Raw genomic sequence first — 16430 nt, forward strand, 5'->3', positions numbered from 1 at the left:
CGTTACAACGCCGGTAATTCTCCGAGCGGGAAGAAGGCCAGCGAGGCCTTGCCCTTGTGCACGTTGATCGTGACGGTCGCGTCGTCGCGACCGTTGTTCAGCGCCCGCAGCATATTAGCGATGTTGTTGATGGCGGCGGTGGAATCCTCATCCGGGAAAGCGGCCGTCAGCACCGGTCTGGCATTGCTGATCTCCCGGATCGTCACCTTGAATTCGCCTGAAATCAGCCCTTTCGCATCGATGCTGAAGGGGCCTGAGGCATTGCCGACCATGCCGTTGCCGAGGTCGATCGTTAGGTCGCGCAATTCCCCCTTCGAACCGCGCAGCGCATCGCCGGTGATCGCCTTATAGTCGGCAAGCCCGGCCCGGTCGAACAGGGTCAGGTCGACCGTCGCCCGTGTCGGCGGCAGCAGGCTCGGGCCGGCATCCGGGCGAAGATCCAGCGCATCGACGCTTGCGGCGATGTCGAGGTCCGGGCCATTGCGGCGCATATGGGTTTCCCCATGGGCCGCGTCGATGTCCACGCGGTCCCCGGTCAAGGGCAGCATCACGGTTGCCTTCAACTGATCATAGGTGGCGGAAAAACGGTTCATGCCGGAAAGGCCGGAGCGCATGCTGGCATGCAGCAGCGACCAGTCGGCGGAAACCCGGACGCCGGTGGAACTCCTGAATTCCGCCGGCCCATCCAGCTCGATCACTGCATGCCCCGGCTGGTACACCTGCGCCGCCGAGCGCAAAGCGCCGAAGGAGGCGGAACTGGCCAGCGTCCTGTCGTCGAGCCGCACCGTGTCGCAGAAGATGCCGATGCGGAAGGGAAAGCCCCTGACATCGAGGTCGTCGCATTCCACGGCAACACCGTTGGCGCTGCCGTCGGCAAAGGCCTGTTGCAGCCGGCCTTCCAGATAATGCGCCGTCGCAAACCACCCGCCCGTATACGCCGCCACTGCGGCGATCACGCCGATGGTCAGGCGCCGGAATTTACGGCTGGTGTTCTGGCCGCCGGCAAGCTCTGCTGCTGTCATGTCCGTCTCCGATGAAGCCCTTCCGGGAGAAGGGCCAGACCTGTCTTCCACACCCGACGATCCCGAGCCGAGGCCTGAAAACCGATTTCGATGATGGGGATTATGCGTTAGGAAAAGTTCAGAATGATGTTCGGATCGCGCAAGCGACGATGAGACTGATGGCACCGGATATGGACGATTTTTGGGTCTTTGGCTACGGGTCGCTGATGTGGAATCCCGGCTTTCCGTTCGAAAGCCGGGTTGCGGGCCGCACCTTCGGCTATCGCCGTGCGCTCTGCGTCCGCTCCTTCGATCATCGCGGCACGCCGGAAAATCCGGGTCTGGTTCTGGGCCTCGACCGCGGCGGCTCCTGCCGTGGCGTCGCCTTCCGGGTTCCACCGGAGCACCGCGAGCCGACCCTTGCCTATCTGCGCGAACGCGAGCTTTTCGCCAGCGTCTATGTGGAGCGCCACCTGCCGGTGACGCTGGCGGATGGCCGCCGCATCGGTGCGCTCGCCTATGTGGTGGATCGCAGCCATCCGCAATATGCCGGGGCGCTGGCGGCCGGGGAGGCTGCGGGCATCGTGGCGAATGCGCAGGGAAAATCAGGGCCGAATCGGGATTACGTCTTCAACACGCTCGCCCATCTGCAGGAGATGGGCATCCATGATCCCTGGCTGGAGGAGTTGGCCGGGTATCTGAAGGCGGGTTTGGCGACGACCGCTTCACCCCCCTCCGCCCTATCGGGCATCTACCCCTCAAGGCCGGAGATCGGCAAGTAGCGGCCTCGCGCTCCCAAGCTCCCCCCTTGAGGGGAAGATGTTACGAAGTGACAGAGGGGGGTGTTTGCGGCAAACGCCGGCCCCGCCATCACCCCCGGCTCGTATCTCCCGTCAGCACCCGATAACGCTCGGCGGCCGCCGGCGGTAGCGGCAGCTTGGGGTTGGCCTGAATGGTCTCCACCAGCAGCTTGTCGCTCGCCGCTTCCATGGTCTCGATCAGCTTGGCATGGAAATGATCCGGATCATCCCCCGGCGGGATCGGCGGCAGGATGCGGACTTTGAAATGCCCCGGAAACCGCAGGAATTTCCGCCGCGGCCAGAACAGCCCCGGATGCATGACGACGGGCACCACCGGCATATCGAGATCGCGATAGAGCCGGGCGATGCCGTATTTGTAGTCCGGGGCAGCACCCGGCGGCCGGCGCGTGCCTTCGGGGTAGATGATCAACTGGCGGCCGTTTTCCATCTCGCGGTGGGTGCGCTCCATCACGGCGGCCATGGCCTTGCCGCGGGCGGCGCGGTTGACGGGCACCATGCGCTGCTTCTTGACGTACCAGCCAAACAGCGGAATCCAGGTCAGCTCGCGCTTCAGGATGTAGAACGGATCGGCAAGCCAGGGCAGCAGCGCAAACACATCCCAGAAAGACTGGTGTTTCGGCGCGAAGATGTAGCCGCCCTCCGGCAGGTTCTCCAGCCCCTCGATCTCGAAGGTGGTGCCGACGACCTTTTCGAATAGCCAGTTGTTGCTGCGCGCCCAGTTCTTCGGCACGAACCACGAGGTCTTGCGCGGTACGAGGAAGTAGATCGGCGTGAACACGATCATCTGCAGGATCAGGTTGGCGTAGAACAGGGTGTTGAACAGGACTGAACGCAGAGGGATCATTTCACGGCTTTCGCGGGCAGGGGAGCGCGGACAGGGCTGCCCGCGGATGTCATCTGGCTGCGTACACGATTATTGCCCCGACAGGAAGCGCCTGCGCTACTGCGCCGCCACGTCGTCCTTGCCGGTGCGCAGCCCGGTTGCCGAATGCGCCCCCAGCGCATCGCGCAGGGTCGCCACTGAAAACTTCGCATATTCGGAAAGGATCGCCTTCACCACCATCGGGTTGCGCAGCCAGTTGGTGCTCTTCAGGTCGGAATTGACGACGGGGTAGGGGATGAAGTCGATGCCGGGATTGGCGCGGCGCAGCTCCAGCAGGCTGCGGGGCATATGATAATTGTTGGTGACGACGAGAATGCTGTTGTAGCCGTTCTCGCGTATCCAGTTGGCGGTCTCGTTGGCGTTGCCGATCGTGTCGATGGCGTCATGGCCGATATCGACGCAGCAATTGAAGAGATCGGCTGAGCTCTGGGTGTTGCGGCGGATCTGCCCGCGGGTGGTGGAGGGGTGCACGCCGGAAATCAGCAGCCGCTGCCCCGCGCCGGTCTTCAAAAGGTCCACCGCTTGGTCGATGCGCTGGAAGCCGCCGGTCAGCACGACGATCGCGTCGGCCTTGGGGTCGGCCGGCGGCTGCAGCGAGGCGACCTGATCGGCGAAATAGAGAAAACCCGCCGTCGCGCAGCCGGCGACCAAAAGCAGCACGTAGAAGGTCAGGCGCACGAAACGGCGCAGCAGCCCGACGCGCCTGCGCGCGAACGATCTCCGTCCTCTCGTCGAGTCGTCTTCCACCATGGCCTGTCTCGCGGTTTCCCCAACCATCATGATTCGTCCATAGCGACAGAATGCGGCGAGGGAGGGGTGGCAGTCATCATGGGATCAATTCGGGATGGTGTCTATGCGCGCGGGGTCCGAGCGAACCTGATCGATCTCGTAAATCGTGCGCATGATGGTGAAGCGGGCCGTCAGCGTCGTCAAAAGCGCGATCACGATCATGATCGCCGCGATCCCGACGTAGCCCATATAGCCGATGGTGAAGGTGCCGAAGAGCGCTGTCGCCTGATCGCTTTCCGGCGTTGCCAGCGAGCGCGACTGCCAGAAACCGGCAACGGCAAAGCAGAAGGCCGCCAGCAGCCCGCCGGCGCCCGCGCCCTTGAGGCTTATCTTCAGAAAATGCTTCTGGAATTCCGAGGCGACAAAGCCCGCCTCGGCGCCAACGAAATGCAGCACCTCGACGATATGCCGGTTGCCGGAAAGCGTGCCGCGGGTGGCGAAAACCACCGTCAGCACCATCGCCGAAAACACCAGCACGAGAACACCGGTGCCGATCAGCGCCGTGGTGCGCGCCATGGCGACGAGACGATCGACCCAGGTGCGGTGATCGTCGAGATAGGCCTGCGGGATCGTCTCGGCGAGGGCCGCGCGCATCGCAGTGAAATCCGGCGGATTCTGCTCGTCGATGGTGATGATGACGAGGCGCGGCACCGGCAGGTCGTCGAGGTTCAGGCCTTCGCCGAGCCAGGGTTCCAGCAGCCGCGCGGTCGCCTCGCGATCGACGATATTGCCCGAGACAGTGCCGCCGAAGGTCAGCGCCAGATCGCGGGCATCGGCAAGCGCCTTGTCCATGTCCTGGCCTTCCACCGGCTTGATCTGGATGGTGATCTCGCGGGAGATCTGGCTCTGCCAGCTTTGGGCGGTGGCGCGCACCATGCTGACGGCGCCGAGCGTCAGGCAGGCGAGAAAGGCCATGATGGCGATCACCAGCATCAGGGCATTGCCGGAGACATTGGCGGACGGAACGATCGGTGCGGTCGGCCGCACCTTGAGCGGCGGCCGGCGCGCTTCGCGGCCGGCTCTCTCCGGCGGTATCTGGGTGGGAGCCTCACTCATAGATATCGAGCCGCCCTTCAGACAGGATCATGCGCCGCGCCTCGACCTGATCCATCAGCGACAGGTCGTGGGTGGCGATCACGACAGCGGTGCCGAGGCGGTTGAGTTCGAGGAAAAGATTGAGCAGCCGTCGCGCCATCGGCGGATCGACATTGCCGGTCGGCTCGTCGGCGAGCAGGATTTCCGGCCGGTCGATCAGCGCGCGGGCAATCGCCACGCGCTGCTTTTCGCCGCCGGACAGCACCGGCGGCAACACGTTGATGCGCTCGCCGAGCCCCACCCAGTTCAAAAGCTCCAGCACGTCGGCGCGGTAGGTCGATTCCTCCTTGCCGCGCACCCGAAGCGGCAGCGCCACGTTTTCATAGGTGGTCAGGTGGTCGAGCAGCTGGAAATCCTGGAAGACAATGCCGATCCGCCGCCGCAGCATCGGAAACTCATCCCGCGGAATGGCCGAGATGTTGCGGTCGAACATGCGGATCAACCCGCGCGTCGGTCGTAACGACAGGAATAGCAGGCGCAAAAGCGTCGTCTTGCCGGCGCCCGAAGGGCCGGTCAGGAACTGGAAGGATTTTCGCGGAATGTCGAAGGTCAGGTCACGGAGGATTTCCGGGCCCATGCCGTAGCGCAATCCAACGTTCTCAAAATGAATCAAGGGGCCAGCTCTCGTCCTGCGTTTGCCGCCTGGCGCGGTCGGCCTGATCGCTGGTCCGGCCGCCGCCATGGCCGCACCAACATGGTTAAACACCGGTTAATTTTCCATGAAAACATCGCCGATAAAGGGCGATCTTTTCGAAGCATTAACCATTTAGGTTTACGTCTCAGAAAGATTTGTTTCAATGCCCGGTTTTTGACCCTGGTCGCCGGGCTCGTCCGATGCGGCTTTGCCGCCAAAGGAGAGACGATGCAAGCTTTCCGCTTCCAGGCCGGGCAGAGCGCCCCCCAGATGGATTTGCTGCCGCCCGAACGCGCGCCCCGCAGCCGCGCGGCCCCCACGACGCGCCGCGCCGATGTGGTGGATGCCGAATTCGAAACCGTCGCTTTCCCCACCCGCCGCCCGAACCATCGCGTTTTCAACGACAACCGCACAAATTTTTCTCCGCGCCCGCCGATGACGGCAAGGGAGGAGCAGATCAGCGTCGGCGGCCTTCTCGTCGCCATGCTGGCGGAGGCCGCGAGCCATCTGGAGCGCCTGCTCGCCCGCGTCCCACCGGCTGCCTTTGCCGGCCTCGTTGCCGCGCTCTGCGGCATCGCGTTCCTTCTCGTCACCTTCGCTTCCGCAGATGCGGCTAAGCCGAGCGGTCTTGCGATCACCGATGTCGCCACCCGGCTTGGCGATGCAAACGGCATGCGGGTCGTCTCGGTCTATGGCGCGGTGGAAAACCACACCGACGAACTGCAGACAGTGCCGGTCATCGAGATCAACGTCGTCGCCGACGGCCGCTCGAAGACGGCTGCCCGCATTCTCTCCGGCGCCAGCATCCTTGCCCCCGGCGAAAGCCGCCCCTTCGCCGCCCGGCTTCCCCATGCCGGGGGAAAACTGCCTGAAGTCACGGTTTCCTTCGGCAAGCCGGGTGCGCCGGCCCGCTGACTGTGCTAAGCGCGGGGTTTCGGAGGCTGCGAGGCTGTCTCCACCTGTTTCTGGAGAAAAGCCATGCCTGTCGTCCGTGGAAAAAACATCGAGCCGCTCTATAGCGCGGACGTGATCGCCGAGCGCAATCGCGCAATGGCCGACGAGATCGTCAAGGGGCCGACCGACAACCTGCTGGTCATCTCCGTGCTCAAGGGCTCGTTCATCTTCGCCGCCGATCTGATCCGCGCCATGCACGCCGCCGGCCTTGCGCCGGAGGTCGAGTTCATCACGCTCTCCAGCTACGGCACCGGCACGGTGTCGCAGGGCGTCAAGATCATCAAGGACATCGACAGTGACGTCCACGGCCGCGACGTGCTGCTGATCGACGACATCCTCGAATCCGGCCGCACCCTGCGTTTCGCCAAGGAGCTGATGTATGAGCGCGGCGCAAAGTCGGTTTCGCTCGCCGTGCTGCTCGACAAGAAGGTCAAGCGCCAGATCGACCTCGAAGCCGATTACGTCGGTTTCGAATGCCCGGACTATTTCGTCGTCGGCTACGGCATGGATGTCGCCTATGCTTTCCGCGAGCTTCCCTTCGTCGGTGTCGTCACCGGCGACGCGGACTAAGTCGGCAAGGGGGGGTGACCCGAAACGGCACATCCGACCCCGTTATCTTGCGTTTGGGCGTTTACGGAACGCAAAGGAAAGTCTGGTGATTTGGGGCGCGGCTGACGCTGCGCTCCTGTTTCGTGATTCGCGCCGGATATGATGTCCGGCCGGCCGGGCAGGGGTCTTTTATGAACCCATGGAGGCCATGATGGCGAAAATCCTGATTACCGAAGATGAGGATGGCCTGCGCCGGTTCGTGGCGCGCGCCCTCCAGCTCGACGGCCACGAGACCGTCGAAGCCGCCGATGGCGCCGAAGGCCTCGCCTGTCTGAAAGACGACGAATTCGATCTCCTGCTGTCGGACATCCGCATGCCCGTCATGGACGGCATCGAGCTTGCCCTGCAAGCATCTTCCGCCTTTCCGACGCTGAAAATCCTGCTCATGACCGGCTATGCCGAGCAGCGCGAACGCGCCGACAACCTCACCGGCAAGGTCATCGACGTCGTGTCGAAGCCCTTCTCGCTGCCCGATATCCGCAAGGCCGTCGCGGTGGCGCTGGCTGCTTAAAGCCCCAAACCGGACGCTGTAGAAAACAGGCGAGGCATCCACCAATGCCTTGCCTGTTTGATTCTGGAGGGAAGTCCACCCCTGGAATTGCCCGGTTTAGAAAAATATTCAATGGTATGATTAATTATATTCTAATGTAGTGGGCGATTTTGAATGGTGTCGAAAACGGATGACAGTTCCCGTTTTCTCGCCACGCCCCACGGCGAAAACGAACGACGACAGCTGACGTAAACGACGTCCTGTCGAGAAAACGTCACCGGATATCCAGCAACCGCTCCAGATACCGCTTCTCCAGCTCGGGCGAACTGTTCGTCCCCAGCCGCCGCCGGATCTCTTCCAGAATTTCCCGCGCCCGCTGCGTGTCGATCTCGTCCGGTACCTTCACCTGATCGCCGAAATCCGGCCCGGCATTCTGCTGGCGCCGTCCCAGCGGATCGCGGCCGTTCTGCCCGTATTGCGGAATGCCCGGCCCCTGGCCTTGGCCCTGACCCTGCATCTGGTTCATCATGTCCTGCGCGCCGTCGCGCAGCGCCTGCAACGCCCGGCCCTGATTGCCGACGGCCCGCTCGCCTTCGCCGTCACCGAGCGCACCGGAAGCGCCCTTCATCTCTCGGCCGGCCTCGCCAAAACCCTTGCCGGGCTTGATGCCCATGCCCTCGAGGCCCTTCTGCAATTCGCCGAGTTGCTTGGACAGTGCCTCCTGCCGGCTCTTCAGGTCCTTCAGGGCCTGCTTCAGCTGCTCCTCGGTCATCTGGTCCATGGGGTCGGGCTGGCCGGCATTCTGGTCGGGCTGTTGCCCTGGCTGCGGCGGCATATCCTGATCGAACAGTTCCTGATCCTCGCCGTCGAGCGGATCGCCGCGCTGCATGCGGTCGCGCAGGGCCTGATCGTTGCGGAAGGTTTCTTCCATCAGCTTCTGCTGGTCCTGCATCAGCTTGCCAAGCTTGTCCATCTGCTGGCGCATTTCGCTGTTGTCCTGGCCTTGCTGCCCCTGCTGGGGGCGGCCGGCCTGCAGGTTGTTCATCATGCGCTGCATTTCCGACAGCATCTGACGGGCCTGATCCTTGGCGCCGGATTTCGCCAGATTTTCGATCTGGTCCATCATCTTCTGCAGGTCGCGCTGGCTGACCATGTTGTCCCGCTCGGGATTGTTGGCCATGCGCGGGTTTTTCATCGCCTGCTTGGCGAGCGCATCCATGTATTCCTTCATGGCGTCGCGCAGTTCCTGCATCAGCTTGGCGATTTCCTGATCCGAAGCGTTGCGGTCCAGCGCTTCGGAAAGTTTTTGCTGGGCCTCGCGCAGACGCTGGTCGGCCAGCGCCAGATCGCCGTCCTCGATGCCGAGCGCGATTTCCCAGAGATGATCGGCGGCGTCGCGCAGCATGTCGTCATTGCGGGCCAGCGCCATGCGGCTGCGGGCCGATTTCATCAGCAGGAAATGGGTGAGATTGGGGATGGTCTCTTCCGCCAGCGCCGTGACGGCATCGTTGAGATCGATCGCCCGCGGCAGCGCATTGGCATCGAGTGCGAAAACCTGCCGCTCCTCGGCGACCGCACCGGCCAGCGGCTCGAAGAATTGCCGCGCCGGCAGGATCATGTCCTGCGGAACGCTGCGTCCTTCCTGCCCCGCCGCGTCGCGGGCGACGAGCGTGATGCGCACGCGCTTGCCGGAAAGCGGGTGTTCGGAAAGATTGCGGCTGGTCAGCCCCTTGGCTTCGCGCGCATTGCGCTTCGGCAGGTCCAGCCGATATTCCGGCAGCGGATAGAGGGGACGCGCACCGTCCGCCGCGTCGTCCAGCGGCTTGATCTCGGCCCAGGCATCCTGAATGCCGTAGTCGTCCCTGGCGGCAAAGGCGATTTCCAGCGCCGCATTCACTGTCGTCTTCGGAATGCCGTCAAAGGCGATTTCCGGCACGGCATCGGGAATGATGGTGAAAGCCCACGTCTGGCCGCCGACGGACAGCGCGCCATCGCGGTTGATCTTGTAAAGATGGGTCTGACTGCCCGGAAGCGCCGGCTTTGCCGCCGCCTGCTGCGTCGCAGCCGCGTTCTTCGCCTGCTCAGGCATCTTCTTCGCGGCGTCCGCCTCCTGCGAGGGAATGGCGATCGCGTCCACCGAATCCTTCTCGCGGAAGGTTACGGGCATGGCCTCGTCGCTGACCACGCGCACCGTGACTTCGCTGAATTGCGGAATGGTCAGCACGCCGTCCGGCGTATTGTCGCGCCCGGTCAGGAAGATCGGCGCCTTGCCGGTATAAGCCGGCGGTGTCACCCAGGCGTCGATGCGGATATCGGACTGCACTGCCGCCGCTTCCGGCAGCCGGAAGGCGTCCATTAGGCTGCCGCCCCGGTTGGAATAGGAAAAGGCGAAGGCGACGCAGACGAGCAGCACCGGAACGGCGCGCAACGCATAGCGATCATGGCGGGCGATATCCGGCCGCGGCAAGCCGGTCTGCAGGCTGCCGATCATCCGCGCCATGCGGTTCTGGTGTTCCAGCCACAACGCCTGTCCGAAGGCCCCTTCGGTCGCGGGCACATCGTCCTGCACCCCAATGGCCTGATGCTTCAGCCCGTTGCGCTCTTCCAGCATGCGGTCGGCCTCGGCATTGCCGGGCAGGCGAAGCCGTGCGAGCGGAACGAGAAAGGCGAGAAAGAGAATGCCGCTTGCCGCAAGAATGAAGGCATGCAGCCAAAACGGCATCGCCCGGAACAGGCCGAACCAGGCAATGGCGGCAAACGTCAGGAGAATGCCAAGCGGCGGAAACGCACGCGGAATTGCCTGCTCGACGACCATCACGATACGCGCAATAACTCGCTTGAAACTCAGCGCTCTCGCGAGTTCGCCTTTTCGCATCGCCGGTTTTTCCTCAGTCGGTCGCCGTTGCGGCCCTGCAGCCATCCACTCGCGTTCCCTGTTTCCGCCGCGGGGAGCATCCCGCCCGGATCACGATAACATTCTTTGTGGCGAAGACGAGGGTGATCCGGAAAACGTGATGGGATTGTGAGCGCAATCCCGGTCGCGTCGGCTCAGGCGAGCCAGTCCGGCACCGAATCGAGGCCGATCAGTTCCTCATAGGTGCGGCGCGGCCGAATCACATGGAAGCGGTCGCCCTTCACCAGAACTTCCGGCACCAGCAGGCGGGAATTGTAGGTGCCCGACTGTACCGCGCCATAGGCGCCGGCCGTGCCGATGGCGATCAGGTCGCCCGGCTTCGGCATCGCCATCTCGCGGTCGAGCGCCAGATAGTCGCCCGTCTCGCAGACCGGGCCAACGATATCGGCCGTGATGCGCGGCGCATTGGCGGCGGAAATACGAACGGGCCGGATCTCGTGATAGGCCTCGTAGAGCGTCGGCCGGATCAGGTCGTTCATCGCGCCGTCGACGATGACGAAGGTCTTCGAGCCGCCATCCTTCACATAGATCACCTCGGTCACGAGGATGCCGGCATTGCCGACGATCAGCCGGCCGGGCTCGGTGACGATCTTGCAGCCGAGGTCGCGCAGCTGGTTCTTGACGATCTCCGCGTAGGCGTCGGGCAGAGGCGGCGGGTTGTTGTCTTCCTTGTAGGGCACGCCGAGGCCACCGCCGACATCGACGTGGTCGATCGCATGGCCATCGCCGCGCAGCGTATCGACCAGCTCGCGCAGCAGCCGGAAGGCATCCTCGAACGGCTGCAGCGCCGTGATCTGACTGCCGATATGCATATCGATGCCGGTCACCTTGATGCCCGGAAGCGTGGCGGCATGGGCATAGACGGCGCGCGCGCGCTCATAGGCGATGCCGAATTTGTTTTCCTTCTTCCCGGTCGAAATCTTGGCATGGGTCTTGGCGTCGACGTCGGGATTGATGCGGAAGGAAACATGCGCCTGCTTGCCGAGACGGACAGCACGCAAATTCAGCACTTCCAGTTCCGGTTCGGATTCGACGTTGAAGCAATAGATGCCGGCTTCGAGCGCCAGATCCATCTCCTGTACCGTCTTGCCGACGCCGGAGAACATGATTCGGCTTGCCGGAATACCGGCCGCCAGCGCCCGAAGCAGCTCGCCGCCCGAAACGACATCGACACCGGCCCCGAGCCGGGCAAGCGTCTTCAAAACAGCCTGATTGGAATTGGCTTTCATCGCATAGCAGACGAGCGCATCGACATCCGCGAAAGCCTTGGCGAAGACTTTGTAGTGCCGCTCGAGGGTCGCCGTGGAATAGCAATAGAACGGCGTTCCGACCGCCTTGGCGATGTCGATGACGGAAACGTCTTCGGCATACAGAATGCCGTCGCGATATTCGAAGTGGTTCACGGCTTTGCTCTATGGCTCAGAGTAACGGATCGAGTAGGAAAGGACGTTCCGGAGCCGGCGCCTTTTTCTGGGTTTCGCCGGCGGCGGCCTTGCGGTTGATGTCGGCGGCACCCGGACGATCGAGATCACCCTTGCGGCCGCAGCCCGAAAGAACGATGCCGGCGGCGGAAAGGGCAAGGATGAAAAAAGTCGTCTTACGCGAAAGCATGTCGTTTTCCCGGTGCCGGCCGTCTGCCGGATCAATCTGAAAAAGCATTATCGATTTTTGAAGGTGTTGTGCACCCTCTTTGTTGTGCTCAGTTTTTCGCGCGCCACCAGGCGATCTGTTTCCTCACTTCGCTCGGCGCGGTGCCGCCAAAGGAGGTGCGGCTGGCGACCGAGGCCTCGACCGTCAGGACGTCGAACACCTTGTCGGTGATGTCGGGGTGGATGGCCTGGAGATCGGCCAGCGAAAGCTCGGCCAGTTCGCAGCCCTTCTCTTCCGCCAGCGCCACGGCGCGGCCGGTCACATGATGGGCGTCGCGGAAGGGCAGGCCCGCCTCGCGCACCAGCCAGTCGGCCAGATCGGTTGCGGTTGAGAAACCGGAGCCGGCCGCCGCCTTCATCTTGTCGGCGCGGATGGTGAGGTCGCGCACCATGCCGGTCATGGCGGCAATCGCCAGTTCCAGGCTTTCGGCGGCGTCGAAGACCTGCTCCTTGTCTTCCTGCATGTCCTTGGAATAGGCGAGCGGCAGGCCCTTCATCACGGTCAGGAGCGCGATCAGCGAGCCATTGATGCGGCCGGTCTTGGCGCGCACCAGCTCGGCCGCATCCGGGTTCTTCTTCTGCGGCATGATCGAGGAGCCGGTCGAGAAGGCATCCGACAGCCGCACGAAGCCGAACTGCGGCGTCGACCAGATGACGATCTCTTCCGCCAGCCGCGACAGATGTACGGCGCAGATGGAGGCGATGGACAGGAATTCCAGCGCGAAATCGCGGTCGGAAACGGTGTCGATCGAGTTGCGGGTCGGCTCGCGGAAACCGAGCGCCTTCGCCGTCATATGGCGGTCGATCGGAAAGCCGGTGCCGGCCAGCGCCGCAGCGCCGATCGGGCTTTCGTCCAGATGCTCGATGGCATGGCGCACGCGCTGGCGGTCGCGGCCGAACATCTCGACATAGGCCATGCAATGGTGGCCGAAGGTGACGGGCTGCGCCGTCTGCAGATGGGTGAAGCCGGGCATGACGGTGTCGACATGCTCTTCTGCTCGGTCGAGGAAGGCCGCGATCAGCGCCGTCAGCATGGTCTCGGTCTTGGCCAGCTCTTCCTTCACCCAGAGGCGGAAATCGAGCGCCACCTGATCGTTGCGCGAGCGGGCGGTGTGCAGGCGGCCCGCGGCGGGGCCGATCAGGGTCGCCAGCCGCGCCTCAATGTTCATGTGGATGTCTTCGAGACGACGGGAGAATTCGAACTGGCCGCTTTCGATCTCTGACAGAATCGTGTCCAGCCCGTGAAGGATCTTGTCTTTATCGTCTGCCGAAATGATGCCTTGATGCGCCAGCATCGTCGCATGCGCCTTTGAGCCGCGGATATCCTGCGCGAAAAGCTTCTTGTCGAAGCCGATCGAGGCATTTATCTCCTCCATGATCGCGTCCGGACCCGAAGCGAAACGTCCGCCCCACATCTGGTTGGAGGATTTGCCTTCGGATGCGCCGTCGCTCATGAGATATGCCCGCCCTGAAATGACCCGTTGCCGTGGAATTTGACATGACAGACCAGAAGAAGAGCCTTCCCGCCGCCAAGATCGTGGCGCTCGCCGCCCTTGCGGGGCTGATCGCCGGTGCGGCGGTGGTATACGTGAAGGAAAGCGGGTCTGGCAATGGCGCAGCCACCGAAACTGCCGCCGCCGGCACCTGTCCGCTGGCGGCGCAAAAGGTCACCGCCATCAAGCCCTTCCTCAAGGGCCAGGTCGCCGCCATGTCCCCCGCCACCGATCCGCGCGCCGTTCCGGGTCTCGCCTTCAAAGGTGCCGACGGCAAGGACCTGACGCTTGCCGATTTTACCGGCAAGACCGTGCTTCTCAATCTCTGGGCTACCTGGTGCGTGCCCTGCCGTGAAGAGATGCCGGCCCTCAACGCCCTGCAAAAGGCCGCCGGCAGCGACCGCTTCGAAGTCGTCGCCGTCAACATCGACACCGGCGGCGACGAAAAGCCCAAGGCCTTCCTCGACGAAACCGGCGTTCACGATCTCGGCTATTACCGCGACGCTTCCATGGGTGTCTTCAACACGCTGAAAAAAGAAGGCCTCGCCTTCGGCCTGCCGGTGACGCTGCTGATGGACGACAGGGGCTGCCTAGTCTCCTCCATGAACGGCCCGGCCGCATGGGACAGCGATGACGCGAAGGCGCTGATCAAGGCGGCGACAACACCCAATACCTAAATGAAAGCACGCGGCTTCTTCCTTCTCCCCCGCGGGGAGAAGGTGCCCGAAGGGCGGATGAGGGGGTTAGCGCGTCGGAACCGGGACTTCGCCGCGATAGTCGTAAAACCCGCGGCCCGACTTGCGGCCAAGCCAGCCGGCCTCGACATATTTCACCAGCAGCGGGCAGGGGCGGTATTTCGAGTCCGCCAGCCCGTCGTGCAGCACCTGCATGATCGAGAGACAGGTATCGAGGCCGATGAAATCGGCGAGCTGCAGCGGTCCCATCGGATGGTTGGCGCCGAGCTTCATGGCGGTGTCGATGGCATCGACCGTGCCGACGCCTTCATAGAGCGTATAGATCGCCTCGTTGATCATCGGCAGCAGGATGCGGTTGACGATGAAGGCCGGGAAATCCTCGGCCACCGTGATCGTCTTGTCGAGCGAGGTGACGAAGGCCTTGGCGGCGCTGAAAGTTTCTTCCTCGGTCGCGATGCCGCGCACCAGTTCCACCAGCTTCATAACCGGAACCGGGTTCATGAAGTGGATGCCCATGAAGCGCTCGGGACGATCCGTCGCGGAGGCAAGTCGGGTGATGGACAGCGACGAGGTGTTGGTCGCAAGGATGGCGTCGGGCTTCAGCACCGGGCAGACATTGCCGTAGATCTTGCGCTTGACGCTTTCGTCTTCGGTCGCCGCCTCGATGACGAGGTCGGCCTGGGACAGATCGTTGAGATCGGCCGATCCCTTGATCAGCGACAACGCCTTCTTGCGCTCCTCGTCGGAGAGCTTGCCGGAGGAAACCACCCGCGCCATGTTGCCGTTGATCGTGGCCAGACCCTGCTCGACCTTGTCGGCGGCGATATCATAGATCTGGACCTTATAGCCGGCCATGGCCGATACCTGGGCGATGCCACAGCCCATCTGTCCTGCACCTACAATTCCGATTGTTTTGATCATCGAGCCGGGTTTCCATCATCGCAGCGGCCACGCGGGGGTCGCGCGGCGCGGGTCCGGGTGCCAGTGATAAAGCGAACGCGGCGAAGTTTCCAGCCCTTTTCACGCCAAGAAGGGTCTGCTTTCGTCGCATGCGCGCCAAAGAAAAAGGCGGCCGGCACAAATCGCGCCGGCCGCCTCGATTTTCGGATCAGGAAGGCTTAAAGCGCCTTTTCCAATTCCGGCAGCGCCTCGAACAGGTCGGCGACGAGGCCGAAGTCGGCGACCTGGAAGATCGGCGCTTCCTCGTCCTTGTTGATGGCGACGATGACCTTACTGTCCTTCATGCCGGCCAGATGCTGGATCGCACCCGAGATGCCGCAGGCGATGTAGAGCTGCGGCGCACCATCGATCTCATGCACGTCGATATCGGCGACGAGGCCGAAGTCGGCGACCTGGAAGATCGGCGCTTCCTCGTCCTTGTTGATGGCGACGATGACCTTACTGTCCTTCATGCCGGCCAGATGCTGGATCGCACCCGAGATGCCGCAGGCGATGTAGAGCTGCGGCGCAACCACCTTGCCCGTCTGCCCGACCTGCCAGTCGTTCGGCGCATAACCGGCATCGACGGCGGCGCGGGAAGCGCCGACGGCGGCACCGAGCTTGTCGGCAACCGGCAGGATGACCTCCTGGAACTTCTCCGACGAGCCGAGCGCCCGACCACCCGAGATGATGATCCTGGCCGAGGTCAGTTCCGGACGATCCGACGACGACAGCGCATCCTTGACGAAGGTGGAGAGACCCGGATCGGCCGCAGCCGAGACGCTCTCGACCGAAGCCGAACCGCCTTCGGATGCCGAGGCGAAGGAGGCGGTGCGCACCGTGATCACCTTCTTGGCATCGGTGGACTGAACCGTCTGGATGGCGTTGCCGGCATAGATCGGCCGCTTGAAGGTGTTGCATCCTCGGCAACGAGCACCTTGGACACGCCGGCAAGCTTGGCGGCCTGTTCGGCAACGGCCTTGGCGCCAGCGCCGGCAACGAGCACATGCACGTCGCCGCCGATCTTGACGGCAGCGGTCAGCGCCTTGGCGGTCTGGTCGGACAGGTGGGTGGCGTCGTGGTCAGCCAGAAGAAGAATGGCCATGATGTAATCTCCTCAAATCTTCCGGTTTACAGAACGCCAGCGGTCTTCAGGCTGGACACCAGCTCTGCGACGGACTTCACCTTGACGCCTGCCTTCCGGCCTTCCGGCTCCTCGGTCTTCAACACCTTCAGCCGGGCGGTCGTGTCGACGCCGAAATCGGCCGGGGTCTTCTTGTCGAGCGGCTTCTTCTTGGCCTTCATGATGTTCGGCAGCGAGGCATAGCGAGGCTCGTTGAGACGCAGGTCGGTGGTGACCACCGCCGGCAGCTTGATGTCGATGGTCTGCAGGCCACCATCGACCTCGCGGGTCACGGTCGCCTTGCCATCACCGATCTCGACCTTCGAGGCGAAGGTACCCTG

General features: G+C 63.3%; 15 protein-coding genes and 3 pseudogenes. 5 read left to right on the plus strand and 13 right to left on the minus strand.

What is annotated here, in order from left to right:
* Positions 1-2: 2 nt before the first annotated feature.
* A complete protein-coding gene (locus ASC86_RS19720; RefSeq protein WP_056325112.1) occupies positions 3-1022 on the minus strand; it encodes a DUF2125 domain-containing protein in 1020 nt (339 codons plus the stop codon).
* 158 nt (positions 1023-1180) lie between these two features.
* Between ASC86_RS19720 and ASC86_RS19725 the strand changes: the two genes are divergently transcribed.
* Positions 1181-1783 (plus strand): gamma-glutamylcyclotransferase, encoded by a 603-nt coding sequence (locus ASC86_RS19725; RefSeq protein WP_056325232.1) that lies wholly within the window; start codon positions 1181-1183, stop codon positions 1781-1783.
* 88 nt (positions 1784-1871) lie between these two features.
* Here ASC86_RS19725 and ASC86_RS19730 read toward each other — a convergent pair whose 3' ends face one another.
* The 4 genes from ASC86_RS19730 to ftsE form a co-directional block, all read right to left on the minus strand.
* Positions 1872-2666, minus strand: a complete 795-nt coding sequence (locus ASC86_RS19730; RefSeq protein WP_056325115.1) for a 1-acyl-sn-glycerol-3-phosphate acyltransferase — start codon at positions 2664-2666, stop codon at positions 1872-1874.
* Between the two features lie 96 nt (positions 2667-2762).
* Positions 2763-3455 carry a YdcF family protein gene (locus ASC86_RS19735; RefSeq protein ID WP_056325119.1) on the minus strand — a complete coding sequence of 231 codons (693 nt, stop codon included), beginning with the start codon at positions 3453-3455 and terminating at the stop codon, positions 2763-2765.
* Positions 3456-3539: 84 nt separating this feature from the next.
* The gene (locus ASC86_RS19740; RefSeq protein ID WP_056325123.1) at positions 3540-4550 is read right to left on the minus strand and encodes an ABC transporter permease; all 1011 of its coding nucleotides are present in this window, start codon (positions 4548-4550) and stop codon (positions 3540-3542) included.
* Complete coding sequence (gene ftsE / locus ASC86_RS19745; protein WP_056325124.1) at positions 4543-5202, minus strand: cell division ATP-binding protein FtsE; 660 nt, start codon at positions 5200-5202, stop codon at positions 4543-4545. Before ftsE ends, ASC86_RS19740 begins: the two co-directional genes overlap by 8 nt.
* A gap of 249 nt (positions 5203-5451) precedes the next feature.
* Between ftsE and ASC86_RS19750 the strand changes: the two genes are divergently transcribed.
* The 3 genes from ASC86_RS19750 to ASC86_RS19760 all read left to right on the plus strand — a co-directional run bounded on the left by ASC86_RS19750 (position 5452) and on the right by ASC86_RS19760 (position 7297).
* Positions 5452-6138, plus strand: coding sequence for a hypothetical protein (locus ASC86_RS19750; RefSeq protein WP_056325127.1), 687 nt, complete (start codon positions 5452-5454; stop codon positions 6136-6138).
* A 63-nt stretch (positions 6139-6201) separates the two neighbouring features.
* A complete protein-coding gene (gene hpt / locus ASC86_RS19755) occupies positions 6202-6747 on the plus strand; it encodes a hypoxanthine phosphoribosyltransferase (RefSeq protein WP_056325129.1) in 546 nt (181 codons plus the stop codon).
* A 190-nt stretch (positions 6748-6937) separates the two neighbouring features.
* Positions 6938-7297 carry a response regulator gene (locus ASC86_RS19760; protein ID WP_056325235.1) on the plus strand — a complete coding sequence of 120 codons (360 nt, stop codon included), beginning with the start codon at positions 6938-6940 and terminating at the stop codon, positions 7295-7297.
* A 253-nt stretch (positions 7298-7550) separates the two neighbouring features.
* Here the strand turns inward: ASC86_RS19760 and ASC86_RS19765 are convergent, their stop codons facing one another.
* The 4 genes from ASC86_RS19765 to argH all read right to left on the minus strand — a co-directional run bounded on the left by ASC86_RS19765 (position 7551) and on the right by argH (position 13293).
* Positions 7551-10151, minus strand: a complete 2601-nt coding sequence (locus tag ASC86_RS19765) for a TIGR02302 family protein (RefSeq protein WP_056325130.1) — start codon at positions 10149-10151, stop codon at positions 7551-7553.
* Between the two features lie 173 nt (positions 10152-10324).
* Complete coding sequence (lysA, locus tag ASC86_RS19770; protein WP_056325133.1) at positions 10325-11593, minus strand: diaminopimelate decarboxylase; 1269 nt, start codon at positions 11591-11593, stop codon at positions 10325-10327.
* A gap of 16 nt (positions 11594-11609) precedes the next feature.
* The gene (locus ASC86_RS19775; protein WP_056325239.1) at positions 11610-11801 is read right to left on the minus strand and encodes a lipoprotein; all 192 of its coding nucleotides are present in this window, start codon (positions 11799-11801) and stop codon (positions 11610-11612) included.
* An 88-nt stretch (positions 11802-11889) separates the two neighbouring features.
* Complete coding sequence (argH, locus tag ASC86_RS19780; RefSeq protein WP_056325135.1) at positions 11890-13293, minus strand: argininosuccinate lyase; 1404 nt, start codon at positions 13291-13293, stop codon at positions 11890-11892.
* A gap of 44 nt (positions 13294-13337) precedes the next feature.
* Between argH and ASC86_RS19785 the strand changes: the two genes are divergently transcribed.
* On the plus strand, positions 13338-14009 hold the full coding sequence (locus tag ASC86_RS19785; RefSeq protein WP_056325139.1) for a TlpA disulfide reductase family protein: 672 nt from the start codon (positions 13338-13340) through the stop codon (positions 14007-14009).
* Between the two features lie 66 nt (positions 14010-14075).
* On the opposite strand, the gene ASC86_RS19790 is transcribed toward ASC86_RS19785, so the two are convergent.
* The 4 genes and pseudogenes from ASC86_RS19790 to ASC86_RS19800 all read right to left on the minus strand — a co-directional run.
* The gene (locus ASC86_RS19790; RefSeq protein WP_056325141.1) at positions 14076-14948 is read right to left on the minus strand and encodes a 3-hydroxybutyryl-CoA dehydrogenase; all 873 of its coding nucleotides are present in this window, start codon (positions 14946-14948) and stop codon (positions 14076-14078) included.
* Positions 14949-15145: 197 nt separating this feature from the next.
* Positions 15146-15328 (minus strand): annotated as a pseudogene (locus ASC86_RS25930) (FAD-binding protein); the annotation flags it as partial.
* A 165-nt stretch (positions 15329-15493) separates the two neighbouring features.
* Positions 15494-16071: pseudogene (locus tag ASC86_RS19795) on the minus strand (hypothetical protein); the annotation flags it as partial.
* Between the two features lie 26 nt (positions 16072-16097).
* Positions 16098-16430 (minus strand): annotated as a pseudogene (locus ASC86_RS19800) (electron transfer flavoprotein subunit beta/FixA family protein); the annotation flags it as partial.

The organism is Rhizobium sp. Root1212 (assembly GCF_001424985.1).
In the GTDB taxonomy this organism is placed as follows: domain Bacteria; phylum Pseudomonadota; class Alphaproteobacteria; order Rhizobiales; family Rhizobiaceae; genus Pararhizobium.